Annotated in this window: 8 protein-coding genes; 2 read left to right on the forward strand and 6 right to left on the reverse strand. The window is 55.2% G+C overall.

The genetic code is table 11. From position 1 onward, the window contains the following. Nucleotides 1-101: 101 nt before the first annotated feature. Nucleotides 102-1,562, reverse strand: coding sequence for a tetratricopeptide repeat protein (locus Mal52_RS27945; RefSeq protein WP_145380188.1), 1,461 nt, complete (start codon nt 1,560-1,562; stop codon nt 102-104). Between the two features lie 622 nt (nt 1,563-2,184). Continuing rightward, nucleotides 2,185-3,267 (reverse strand): YybH family protein, encoded by a 1,083-nt coding sequence (locus Mal52_RS27950; RefSeq protein WP_145380190.1) that lies wholly within the window; start codon nt 3,265-3,267, stop codon nt 2,185-2,187. Nucleotides 3,268-3,725: 458 nt separating this feature from the next. On the opposite strand from Mal52_RS27950, the gene Mal52_RS27955 reads away from it, so the two are divergent. Beyond that, nucleotides 3,726-6,101 (forward strand): PAS domain S-box protein, encoded by a 2,376-nt coding sequence (locus Mal52_RS27955; RefSeq protein ID WP_145380192.1) that lies wholly within the window; start codon nt 3,726-3,728, stop codon nt 6,099-6,101. 46 nt (nt 6,102-6,147) lie between these two features. Here the strand turns inward: Mal52_RS27955 and Mal52_RS27960 are convergent, their stop codons facing one another. Beyond that, complete coding sequence (locus Mal52_RS27960; protein WP_197533543.1) at nt 6,148-7,257, reverse strand: efflux RND transporter periplasmic adaptor subunit; 1,110 nt, start codon at nt 7,255-7,257, stop codon at nt 6,148-6,150. 732 nt (nt 7,258-7,989) lie between these two features. Between Mal52_RS27960 and Mal52_RS27965 the strand changes: the two genes are divergently transcribed. Further along, nucleotides 7,990-8,751 (forward strand): calcium-binding protein, encoded by a 762-nt coding sequence (locus Mal52_RS27965; protein ID WP_145380195.1) that lies wholly within the window; start codon nt 7,990-7,992, stop codon nt 8,749-8,751. Nucleotides 8,752-9,852: 1,101 nt separating this feature from the next. Here Mal52_RS27965 and Mal52_RS27970 read toward each other — a convergent pair. The 3 genes from Mal52_RS27970 to Mal52_RS27980 all read right to left on the reverse strand — a co-directional run bounded on the left by Mal52_RS27970 (nt 9,853) and on the right by Mal52_RS27980 (nt 12,682). After that, nucleotides 9,853-11,286, reverse strand: a complete 1,434-nt coding sequence (locus Mal52_RS27970) for a DNA primase family protein (protein ID WP_197534524.1) — start codon at nt 11,284-11,286, stop codon at nt 9,853-9,855. Between the two features lie 106 nt (nt 11,287-11,392). After that, nucleotides 11,393-11,683 carry a DUF1580 domain-containing protein gene (locus Mal52_RS27975; RefSeq protein WP_145380199.1) on the reverse strand — a complete coding sequence of 97 codons (291 nt, stop codon included), beginning with the start codon at nt 11,681-11,683 and terminating at the stop codon, nt 11,393-11,395. Nucleotides 11,684-11,803: 120 nt separating this feature from the next. Beyond that, nucleotides 11,804-12,682, reverse strand: coding sequence for a hypothetical protein (locus Mal52_RS27980; RefSeq protein WP_145380200.1), 879 nt, complete (start codon nt 12,680-12,682; stop codon nt 11,804-11,806). Nucleotides 12,683-13,103 lie beyond the last annotated feature (421 nt).

Genomic DNA, 13,103 nt, shown 5'->3' on the forward strand with positions numbered 1-13,103 from the left:
TCGGTTCAGGTCCCGCTGAAAGTTTTGAGAAGCCACCATAAAACCACTCTAACAAGTCAAAAACTTCTTGATTATCACTTTGCGGAAATCATTTCACAGAGTTATCCCTTAGAGAAATGCAGCGGGTCCGATCCTTTGTCATCGCCCAGCATATAGAAGTCGAGTTGCCCTGCTTTCAGAATCACTTGGGCCAGCATGACCCCCTCGTCGTTCATCTCTAGTGCGAGAATGCCGTTTTCGTCGACACTCCACACACCGGTCACTTGGCTGGCCTTCCCTTGTTCATCAAACTTCCAAGAGAATTTACCGTCTTCCTGCAGTGACATTTCAAATTTTCCGTTACCACGTTTTGCGGTCCAAGTCCCGTACAGATCGCTGGCTTTGATCGTTGCCTCGGGTTGGGGCGGTTCGACCTGTTTGGCTGGATTGGGAACTTCCGCATTCGGATCCAAACCCAGCAGCAACTGTTTCGCCAGCTGATCGTTGGGGTTAATTTCCAACAGTTTTTTCAGTTGCGCAATTGCGGGATCGTTGTGGCCGGCCGTGGTATAATGATACGCGAGCAAAAACCTCGCGGCAGCGTCTTGCGGATTCTTGTTGCGAAACTCTTCCAATTTCCGCAGTTGCTCGGTGTACGTACTGACATCGGGATAGAGGCCGATCAATGTCGTCCAGTCGAACCCCGGTCCGACGCTCAGCACGGGGTACAGTGTCGCGGCCGAATCCTGATATTTTCCCATCGCAAATAGGATCAACGCGCGAAACTCATGAATGACAGCGTCGTTCGGAAGTTCCTGAAGCGCCGCATTGGTCGAGGCAAGAGCAGCCTCATAGTCACCGGTAAAAAACTGCTGCCGTGCCTCGTCGAAATTCGAAAGTTGTTCGGGCGTCACCTCGGCCGGCGGAGCGGTATCGCTGGGATCAGCCGCCAATGTTTCCTCCATCGGTGCCATCACAATCGGCTCGGAATAATCATAGCCGCCGTAATCACCTCCGTCAGAGTAATAGGGGTTCGAGTAATCCGAATAACCGAACGCCCACCCCACACGATTGACCGCCCAGGTTGTAATTCCAAAGGCTGTCAACGCGGGATAGTTGTCCCACCAATAATCCCAACGAGCGCCCGATCCCCACGCACCATGCCAGCCGCCGTGATACCAATCGCCATGATGGTCGTGCCATTCATCATGCCGATTCTCCCAACGATCTTGGCGGTCCTGCAATCGATCGTCGCGGTTCCCTTGACGGTTATCCTGGCGGTCTCCGCGATTCCCTTGACGATTCTCTTGGCGGTCCCCACGATTCCCTTGGCGATCTTCGCGATTACCCAAGCGGTCCGAAGTCCGATCGCCGCGGTCAGCAAGTCGGTCTTGCAATTGGCTTTGGCGATCAGCGACTCCCGGTCGTTCGCCTCGCCCAGGTCGTTCACCGCGACCCGGTCGTTCACCAGCACCAGGGCGATTCCCCAATCCCGGCAACGTCGCAGCAGCGGCACCACCGGCAATCCCTGCGGCGATCCCGCCGCGTCCGCCCCCGCCCCGACCAGGACGCGTTGATGGCAACTGCGAGGGTCGCTGAGAACCACCGGGCCGTGTGCCACTGGGTCTTCCGCCCCCGGCTTGTGGGCGGTTTCCGGCATTGGGACGACTAGGACGTTGCCCAGGCTGGATCGGGGGACGTCCTCCGCCAGGCCGTTGCAGATTGCCCGACCCGACACCTGGACGACCGCCTGTGCCAGGGCGGCTGCTGATCGGCGGTCGACTACCACCAGGCCGACTACCACCGGGTTGGCTGCCTGATGGGCGATTACCCACCGAAGGCCGCGAACCCCCACCGGGACGCGATGCTCCCCCTCTGCTGGGCCGGCTAAAGCTCGGGCTGGAGGGGCGCGAAGGCCTGGACGGGCGCGAAGAAGGCCTGGACGGGCGAGCCCCGCCATAACTTCCACGACTTCTGCCGCCTCCACCACGACTTCCGCCACCGCCGCGGAAACCGCCTCCGCCACCGCGTCCACCACCACGCCCGCCGCCCCCGCGTCCCCGCGCGTGGATCTCAAGGGCCAGCATTGATGTCACTGTCACCGCGACTATTAGATAGATGAAATATCGTTTCATGGCAAATTGCCTTTTTGATAGGAGATGTATGCGAATGGGGTTGATCACGCTCTGGTTAGCGTCCACTCAACTATTTGGCTGTGCTCTTTGGCTCGGGCGGTCGGGGAACCATGGTCACCAGCGGCCCTGTGCCGATGATCTCCTTGCCCACGACGATATTCTGCAACTGCCACGTCACCATTTCCGCATCGATCACGGTGTAAACGGCGGTTCCCGAAACCGCTTTGCCGTCAGCATTGACTCCCGAATTGATCAGCAGCCAACGGTTTCCGTCGCGCGTCCATTCGCCAGTGAGGTAGCCCCCTTCCGAATCGAACGTCCAGGACCGCAGCTTCTTCTGATCTCCGTCCCAACCGATACGCTGCAGGCCGTCCAAAGTGCGACCGTCGTAAGTTTCCACTGTGAATCGCCGCAATAGAAAGTTTCCGTCCTCCGAAAATTCGCAATCCGTATGCACCACCGAATCGCGATCTTCATTGACCCACTCCCCGATTAACCAGGACAATTGAGCCAGCTGTTCTTGCCGGCTTGCTTCCTCGCGCGGGAGGTCTTTGAGCGTATTTATCCGCCACGTCCCGTCTTTGTCTTTTTTATGGATCGCAACATATTTGTTTCGATAAAGGGGACCATCATCGTAGTCGGAAGCAACGACCTCGCCTGACTCAATCACGACGTCGTCGCTGATGTGCTTCACGCGTTCGATGACGATTCCTTCAATCATCGCTTGCGCGTCTGTGTCGAACACGTCCTGGAACATCGCCACGATTGCCCCACGCCCTTCGGTCTGCTCGCCAAATTCGTCGTAGAACTCCGCATCTTCAGTAAAAAGTTCGCCGATTGCGTTTGCATCCCTTTTTGCATAAGCATCCACATATGCCTGAGCGCTGTCCCAGAACGGTTTTTCAGCGGCGGGAATCACGAACGGTTTGTCGCCGCCGACTTTTTGGGAAACGGTCCCACTGGATTCTTGTGGCTTCGCTGGCCTGGCGGCAGCAACCGATAGCAATTCCCCCCGCGGCACCTCCGCACTGGGGCGCGGATTGTTGCCTTTTTTCGTGGGGCTCTCTCCGGTGGCGACGAGTGATAGCCCTAAATAGACACCCACCGCTAAACAGACCGGTGATATCAACATCGTGTACTTGGGAAGTTTCATCAGGAGTGCTCCTTGTTGAAGTCCAACAGGACAAAACGCAACACTTCACAACGCGCGGGCGCCGCTCGGGTTTCGCAGATGGAGAACCATTTCTCGACAGTTCGTCGTTGGCAGCATCGGTGGCAAAGGCCGTCTCGACCTGACCGATTCCAAAGTTTCAGCGGCGAAGAGCAGGCAATTCCTGCCATGGGCCGACGTTTTCATCAGTAAGAGATGTGGAGTCGTGGGATGTGTTGAGTAAAAAAAGTAATATAATCAATAAGTCTCGGCCACTCAAATAAACATTTACACGGATTATCTTGCAAGCAATCCTGGACGCCGTGCCCGACATAGCCGACGATGGAGATCGACATTACGCAAACGTTCCCAAGTTTTCCTCTCTGCCGACAACAAGTCGCGCAATTTCTCCACTGCTTCGTGAATCCGAACCAAAATCAAACGTTTCGAATATTGAAAATATGTCCAACTCAACAACCGACCGCAATCTGCTGTTTGGTTTGATTGCGATGCAAAGCGATCTGATCGACATGCGGCAATTCGTCGATGCTTGCACTCTGTGGGGATCGCGAAAGGAGAGTTCACTCGCCGAAATCTTAGTGGAACAACAATGGCTGCTGCCGGAAGACCGGGAACACGTAGAGTACCTGCTTGAGCGCCGCATGAAAAAAGCGGGCGGGAACGTACGCAAATCGCTCTCCGCAATTCCCGACGATGTGAAAACGGCGCTGCAGAGCATCGGCAACCGCGACATCGGGAAATCGCTGCAAGCAGTGCAAACCGATCAGCGAATCACGACGTCAGTCGCCATCACGCCACCGCACCGACCAGATGAGCGGATTACCCGGCGCGGCTTGCACTCGACGGGCGGAATCGGACACGTTTGGCTGGCCCACGACAAGCTGCTCGATCGCGAAATCGCGCTGAAGGAACTGAAAATCGATCAGTCCCAATCGGCAATCAACCGCGAGCGGTTTTTTCGAGAGGCGCAAATTACCGCCCAGTTGACACATCCGGGAACGGTTCCGGTTTTCGATTATGTCGACGACGGCGGGCGCAGCTTTTATACAATGAAATTCGTGAAAGGCCGCACTTTCACCGAGGTCATCGCGGACTTTCACCAATGGCGGCGACAAAATGCCAAAACCGGTGTCAGCAGCCAGTTGGTGCAATTGCTGACTCAGTTTGTCAGTATTTGCCACACAATCGCATATGCCCACTCGCAACGAGTGATCCACCGCGACTTGAAATCTGAAAACGTATTGGTCGGCAATTTCGGCGAAGTGGTCGTGCTCGATTGGGGACTCGCCAAGCGACTCGACGATCAAGAACAACTCGCCGAGACAATACCCGCAAACCCCGACGCCACAATCATCGCGTCGGAACGCGATCCCCGCCACTCATCCCAGACGATGCAAGGGGACAAACTAGGCACACCCGCATATATGTCGCCCGAACAGGCCCGCGGCGAAGTCGGCATGATCGATGAACGGACCGACATTTACGGGCTCGCTGCGATTTTATACGAGATTTTGGTCGGTGATCCTCCGTTTCTCGGAAAGAGTATCATCGAAGTGTTAGAGCACGTCATTCATGACGCACCCCGGCCGCCCAGTGATTGTGTGGATGGAATTCCGGCGGAATTGGAAAGGATGTGTCTTAAAGGATTGGCCAAGAAACGGGATGATCGGCAGCAGTCAGCTGAAGAATTGGCTGGAGAGATTCAATTATGGATTGCCGAACGCGCAGAACGAAAACGGACAGAGCAGGAACGTGAACGCTTCTTCAATTTGTCGCTCGACTTGCTAACGATTCTCGATACATCAGGTCGTTTGACGCAGACGAATCCAGCATGGGAAACGGTTCTGGGCTGGACGACCGCGGAACTAGAGGATAAGCCGGTCTGGGAATTGATCGACCCACTCGATCATGAGCGTGCGACCAAAAATCATGCGCGGATCCTCTCCGGCGAGCCGCTGACACAAATGGAATATCGCTGCATTTGCCGCGATGGCGGATATCGCTGGATCCTTTGGAATGCCAAATTGATCCCCGGCGAGTCCTCCATTTATCTAGTCGGTCGGGACATCACGGAACGCAAACAAACCGAGCAGACCTTTCAAAACCTGCTCGAATCCGCTCCGGATGCAATGGTCGTTGTCAACGACAACGGGACGATCGTTTTAGTCAATGCGCAACTCGAACGACTGTTTGGCTACCCGCGAGATCAGCTGTTGGGCCAGCCCATCGAAACCTTGGTCCCCGAGCAATTTCGCGCCGAGCATCCGGCGAAGGTCGCGGCTTTTATTGCCAATCCGAACGCCCGCCCCATGGGCGCCGGCCTTGAATTGTATGGTGAGCGAAACGACGGAACAATTTTCCCCGTAGAAATCAGTCTCAGCCCCGTCGAAACCGAACAGGGCATGCTGATATCCTGCGCTATCCGTAATATTGAAAAACGCCAGAAGGAACAGCAAAGGCTGCAAGCGATACTCGATTCAACACCCGATGCCATGGTGATCGTCGACCGGAGCCGCAAGATCATTATGGCGAATCAACAAGTGCAGCGTCTATTTGGTTTCGGCCCCGATGAGTTAGTAGGCGAAGAGATCGAGATTCTCGTACCGCAACGGTATCGCCCCGGCCACCCCTCAAAGTTCGCCGCCTTCGCTGAGAATCCGGAGTTCCGCCCGATGGGTACGAACCTGGAACTGTTCGGCCAACGTAAGGATGGATCAGAATTCCCCGTCGAGATCAGCCTGAGTTCGTTCACAAGCGACGACGAATCATTTTTCATCAGCACAATTCGGGATACCACCGGTCGCAAGCGGTCGTGAGAAGATTTGGCTCATTGTCGACCGCCGGATTGGCATGAGCCTTTTTTTACTCGGATTCGGGAACCAACTTCGGCGGCGTGATCTTGCCTTTAGTCGCATTCACTTCGCCACCATCGCGGACGCGTTGCAGCCCGTTGATGACCACCCAATCACTTTCCGACAAGCCGGACTCGACGACCTGTAAGCCATCGTCGGTCAGAACTCCCAATTCTACGGGCCTCTTCTCAACCCGATTCTCTGCATTGACCACCATGACGTACTTCAAATTGAGATCCGTACCAATAGCGGTATTCGGGACGAGCAATTTCGCTTGCGGCCCATCGGAGAGTGGCACACGCACACGGACAAATAGACCCGCTCTGAGATATTCGTCGGTGTTGACGAACTTTCCCCGCAACCGAACAGTTCCGGTTGAGGTGTCGACCTGATTGTCGACGAAGTCAATAAATCCCTCGTGTGGAAACCCCGTTTCGTTAGCCAACCCGATAAAGACCGGCCAATTTTGCTCGCGGACCGGAACATTGGGGACATCGGGATTTTTTATTCGGGACTGTTTGCGAACTTCGAGAATCGTAAATTCATCCACATCGAAATAAACATACATCGGAGTGACACTAACCAACGTCGTCAGCGGCGTCCCCAATGTTTGATCGGCGGTGATCAAATTTCCTTTGGTGACGAGGGCGCGACCGACGCGGCCTTTGACCGGTGCCGTGACCTTCGTGAAATCCAGATTGAGTTGCGCCTTTTCAACATCCGCTTGAGCGCCGCTCAGCCCCGCTTTTGATTCCAACACGAGTGCCTTGGCCTGATCGAAGTCTTCCTGCAAACCAGCGCCGGACTTCAGCAGTTGAGTTTGGCGAGCCAAGTCGGATTCGTTTTTAGCGATGGCCGCCTTCCAGCGATCGATCTCCGCATTCGCAGAGTTCAGCGCTTCCTGGAAAGGCCGGGCGTCGATTGTGAACAGCACAGTTCCTTCTTCGACGATGTCCCCTTCGACGAAATTCACCTCAGTGATATAACCGGTCACTCGCGCGCGAATCTCCACGCTCTCCTTCGCTTCCACGCGACCGGAAAACTCCCGCGACAGTATAATTTCCCGCTGAAGTGGCTCAGCGACTGTCACTTCAGGTGGTGGCACCGGGACCGGGGTCACCGTTCGTCCTTCGCAACCGAAAACCCCCATTGTCGCCAGACAAAGCCCCCAAGCACACGCTCTTAGCCAGCGCCCTCCTACCGCCCATGAAAATCTCATCACTCGCCTCGACACCGTAGGATGACTAGAAATGACCGTGCCAAAATCCACCAACTTCGGCAGACACGCTGTTTTGACGACGGTGCCCACCAAGATGCAGCTAGAACTGTAACTACTTTCTAGCTGGAAAACGTTGGATAAACCAGACTTCGTTACGTGAATTGCGGAATTCTCCGAGATTTTTGAAAACATCCCATCGGCTCACAAGCAGCGTCATCAACTTGGAAACCCGCGAAATATTCGTCACAAATTCGACGCTGCATCCCGATGCCGTCTGATTGGAACAACAGCCCCGTAATTTCTTGCTCTGTGGTGAGAAGCATCTCAACAATCTCGTCCGTGAATTCGTCCGCTATCACAACGACAACGCGCCTCTCTCAGATCGCGGATTTTGAAATGTTACAAGAAAAAGTTCTTTTTTTGAAAATTATTCCCAAATCGTGGCTCATGACGAGTGTGGTTGGGCATTTCAGTATAGAGCGGCAGCAACGCTGCTAAGTCCCACACACTGAACACGATTTTTTGGAAACCGAAAAGATGAGCCAATCCCGCTAGCAACGCAAAGCCCATAAACAACTCAGCCGCCGCATCAATAAATCACTGACGTTTGAGAACCTGGAAGAACGCAAACTGATGGCCGGGTCGATTGACTTAGATGGAGGCGTGATCACTATTGAAGGAACTGAAAGTAACGACGCGGTTACGGTATCCACAATGGGGCGCCAACTCCAAGTCTCATTGACACATGGAGACGAAATACATACGCAGAACTTTGACATCGATACGATCACTGAAGTGAACTTTAACGGTTACGAGGGCAATGATTCCTTCACAAACCATACGAATATCAGATCTGTTGTGAACGGTGGCAGTGGCAACGATACGTTGCGAGGGGGAACCGGGAGCGATCTGTTAATCGGCGAGATGGGCGTCGACATGTTGTACGGTGGAGCCGACAACGACACATTGAACGGCGGCGGCAACGGTGACTACCTGTTCGGTGAATCAGGCCACGATGTATTATTCGGGGAAGGTGGAACTGATTTCCTAGACGCAGGAGAAGGAAATGACACGCTCAACGGGGGATCTGGCAATGACACACTTCACGGGGGAGCTGGCGATGATGTCATGTCTGGAGACTGGGGCCATGATGTCATATTTGGGGACCTCGGCAATGACTCCTTATACGGCGGATCCGGCAACGACAGGTTGTATGGCGGCGACGGTAACGACTCGCTGAACGGAGATGCGGGCAACGACTCCATGTGGGGCGGACGTGGCTGGGACCGCTTCGACGGTGGTGACGGTTTTGATCGCATCAGAGACTGGATGTTCAAATTCCAGAATGATCAGTTCAGCTTCGAGTCGATGACCGGTGTCGAATGGCTCATGTAAGGCCTGAAGGTTGCCGCTGGAGCGCTTAAAAAACGAGGAGCAATCTTTGTCCACCTCATAACATTCAGGTCGTATTCTTGGAGTTATGTCACCTCATAACCCCACAGTCGCCTCATCACACACGAGTCGGGACGTGCCGAGAAAACAGAGACAATTGGCCAACCGATCGCAAGCGGGGACAAAGCGTGTCACGTGCGACAGGTGGGAGAGACAAATTGGCGAAACGTCACTCGTCGCAACTCTTTACCACAACTGGCGACAAAACGCAAAAAGCCGAGGCACAGGGCCTCGGCTTTGTTCGTTCACACGCGGGTCGAACCAGATTCGACAGCGTGCGTTAAATGGCGGGGACAGGATTCGAACCTGCGACCTCGAGGTTATGAGCCAACTTTTTCCGACCGCGAAAAGCCTGAAATTCCTCGGTGTTTATAGGCATTCTAGCCACCAAAACGCCTTTTGCAAACATTATTACTGAAGTGCATTGTTTCCCATGTTTTCGCGGTACTTTAAGAATCGGCCGGTAGCGAATCCGGTAGTCTACCGGTAGTCCCGCCTCGCGCGTGTGAAGAGGTAATTCGAGACTCGGACCAACAACACGGGTGACAATGTCCCCCTAGGCTCTTGACGAACCGGACAATGACGCCTCTCGCGTGCGTGCGTATAACGCTCAGTTTCAACTCCGCGCTCCCGGGCCAGAGTGACCTTCCCCGCGTCTCAATTCGCCTACGTTTGACTGTTGGCGTCTGGTTGTTACCTGAGGTTCTGAGTCGCTTCGCCCGTCCACGTCGATTCTAGGGGGGGCGTCTGGGCCTATTACTGCCGGAATGCCCGTTGGCGCGTATCCATCGCGCCGGATCGAGGGTGGTTTGTCAGCCATGGTCTCCATCCTCATTAGTCGATCGCCTTACCGCACGACGAACACGAACGGTTTACGTATACATCGAATCGTGGGAGTCTGTCGACGCAGTCGGGACACGGATCTCGGCCAAGTGCGCCGGGTTGCGCCGGGTCGAAACGGTTGCCTATAGAATTTGCCAAATCCATACGCGGACCAGATAAACCCGGCGCAACTTGGCGCAACCCCGTTTTTTCGAGGGTTTTTCAATGATCACCTCCCGGAGTGGTTTGGTCGAAGTCCTCGAAATCGTCCCGCAACCTCACACCCAGGTAGACATTCTTGTTTCGGTTTGGCCCGCTGGTCTCCTTGGTTTTTGTATACCTCTCGGCCATGGCCCGCCCGAACGCGGTAGAGCTCCACTTACCTCCGCTCTCTGAGTAGGTGTGGTACAGTTCCGAGGCCACGCCCACAGCTCCGGACTCCTCGACGCAATGTTCGGCGAGAAAGTCACCCAGGGGGTCGGAATCATCGCGATAGCGCCCGGTCGCTTCCGTAACGGTTTGGGGTTCCTGAAGTCCGACCTTGCGATACTCCAAGAATCCGCGGACCAGCCACGCGAGGATGCCGCGTCCTTCGTTCTGGACGAGCCAGACGTCGTAGTCGGGGATCGGGTCCACGACCTTCCGCAAGTCGACCGTGAAGGGGATCAGCTTCACGCGTCGCCAGATGCCGTCATCGGTGCCGTTGATGCGTGGCAGGTGGTTTGTGCTGAGCCAGAAGGTATGAGACCGCTCGAAGGACCAGAAGTCCTCTTTCATCCGCCTAGCGGTAATGGTGCGGTCGCCGGTCAGTTCTTTGACTCGGGCCTCTCGGAGCGACGAATTGTGTTCCGGTTCGGAGATGGCGACGAACCGCTTCTGGTACAGCGCCGCCTTCTCAGTTGGATGGTTGGTCTTTTCGCCAAGAAGCAGATCGTCATTGGCCAAGGTAGCGTACTCGCCCAGAAGATCGGTGACGACATTCCAGATCGTGGACTTCCCGTTGCAGCCCTTTCCCCAAGCGATGGGCAGGATATGTTCGCCCGTGTCGCCGCTGAGCGAGTAGCCAAGTAGTCGCTGGACGTAGCGGATAACGTCATCATCCTTATTGAACACAAGGGACAACATACGCTCCCAATTTGGGCATTTTGCGCTGGGATCGTAGGCGACATTGGCCAATTGAGTGATGCGGTCGGCCGGATTGTGGGGACGTAGTTCGCCCGTCTCTAGGTCGACGGTGCCATTGGGGACGTTGAGCAACTTCGGATCCGCGTTTAGCTCGTCGACTTGGCAGACAATTCTCTCATCGACAGCGGCAAGCTCAAGGAAGCTGCGAATCTTGCTCGCTTGGTTGGCCTGTTTAATGGCCGTGACGACTTTGGCCAGATCATCCCGGTCAAGATGCGGGGCGATTTTTACCACTTCCGCCCATAGTGCCTTGCTGTATCGCTTGGCTCGCTGAAGGACTCCGACGCCGCTGTCGTCCACCCATCGCGTGCCGTCCCAGGAGAGCCACCGCTTCCACGGTGGCACGTAGAGCACTTCTTGTTGGTACTGATCCACGAATCGGGTAGCGTGTGCCGAGTCGGTCTGGCCGTGAACGTAGGCAATCTCTGGTAGCTTGGCCTTGTACGGATCGGCCTCCCTTGGACGCTTCATCTCCTGTGCGTTAGAATCTGTTGTGGGCATCAAGATACCTCCTTGTTGCCTCGTGGAAACACGCAAGTGCCCGGCTCTGCCCCGGGCGTTTTTGCATATGCGAGGGTTAGACGTTGGCGTCGAAATCACGCTCAGCCTGCTGCATGGCCCGCTCCTGCTGTCGTGATGTCCGGACGGGCCGAGTGTCGCCGTCGGCTAACGCTGTTCGCCGATCGCAGAATCTTTGGACTGCCTCGGCAGAAACGAACCGCTTCCCGCCGATCAGAATGGATTCGAGCTTGATACCGCCAACGCCGTGCAACACCCAACGCCAGCAGCTTGCCTGAGAGGGACGCCCGGGAATATGTTTCGGTGCCTCAGAGACCGGAAATACGTCTTCGGTCGATAGGTCGATCATGATTTTGTCTCCACAACAAGTGACTAAAATGAGTCAACGATGAGGAGATTCAATCACAGAAGCATGGCGATACATCGGCCAGAACATGGCAATATTCGGCCAAAATATGGCGATGCAATTCTACGACTCGATTTCGAGCCAGCAACCTCGACCCTGTTCCGAGCGAAACAGGCTCCTGAGCTGGCGAGGAAGTGATTCCTTCACCCGCTTTGGCCGGATGTCACCATCAAGGTGGCTCGCAAATACCGGCTTTGGATGGGATTTCACGCACTCGTTGAGCAGTAATGCGGCGTTCGGAGAAACTTCGTACCACATGTCGTCGAGCCGCACTCGGCTATACGGGATATCCACCTCAATTCGGCCACCTGATGTTGTCGAGGCACCTGCGGTCGGTCCTTGTTCATCCGAGGGCTGGCCGTCCTTGTCCGGTGGGAACTGCTTTAGACGTCGTTCGATCGCTTCAAGTAGATTCTGCAACTCCTCCGCCAGAATGGCGCAAGCGGTTGCTTGAACATCTGCGCAAAGATTAAGTCGCCAGACGGCTAACTCTCTGGCATCATCGCTCACCGCCGCCGTGAAGGCTGCCGGGGGACCGTTCTGCTGCCCTCTGAGTTGGTCCACCGCCGTCGCGAACTCAGATTGCCAATCCGCCCGAAATCGGTTGTTGAAGGTTGGTGCTAGGTGCCAACGGATGAACGTAAACCACGAAAACACGTAGCGCAGTCGCGGTTCGCTCTCTTCTGGGAGGTAGAAATGGGGACGGTAGATCGAGAACATTCCACGACGCCAACACTGGCAGAGCAACTCTCCAGCTTGCACGGCGAACACGTTATTGACGTCGTGTTTCAAGATCTGTGGGGGGCTGCCACGGAGGGGAGCGAGACGAAACCGTCCAGCAAGGTCTTCAAAACTCCGAGCAGCTTCTCTAACTTTTCCCAGCAGAAAAACTAATTTGCCGATGTCCGCACATGCATCGATCTGAGAAATGTTGGCCACCATAATTCACCTAACTTCTAACCGGGCCGGACAGGGCAGGTGTCACCAATGGCAAGTGAAGACGGCAACGGCCTGCCGAGTCCGATTGAAGACCAAGGCGTTTGCAAGTCGCACGAGGCCATCCTGATACCGCCAGCATACCGCGAAATGGCCTGATCGACGAGCCTCACGCACCGGCACCAGAGATCCACCAAGGGCTGGCGGCCCCGATACTGTCTTCCCTATCTCTATTCAGTAGATGGTCCCAAGTCCTTCGGCACAAAAAAAGAACCGCTTATTGTGGGATTCGGGATCGCAAAACCGAACAATGTCTTGTTGGACATTGAAGTCCGATTATTATCCTCCTCCGGTTCTAGAAGGGGAATATAGAAAGGGACTGGCTAGAGCAGTTGTTAGCCCTATTCACTGAGTCGAGCTGGCCAAC

This window comes from Symmachiella dynata (assembly GCF_007747995.1).
In the GTDB taxonomy this organism is placed as follows: Bacteria; Planctomycetota; Planctomycetia; order Planctomycetales; family Planctomycetaceae; genus Symmachiella; species Symmachiella dynata.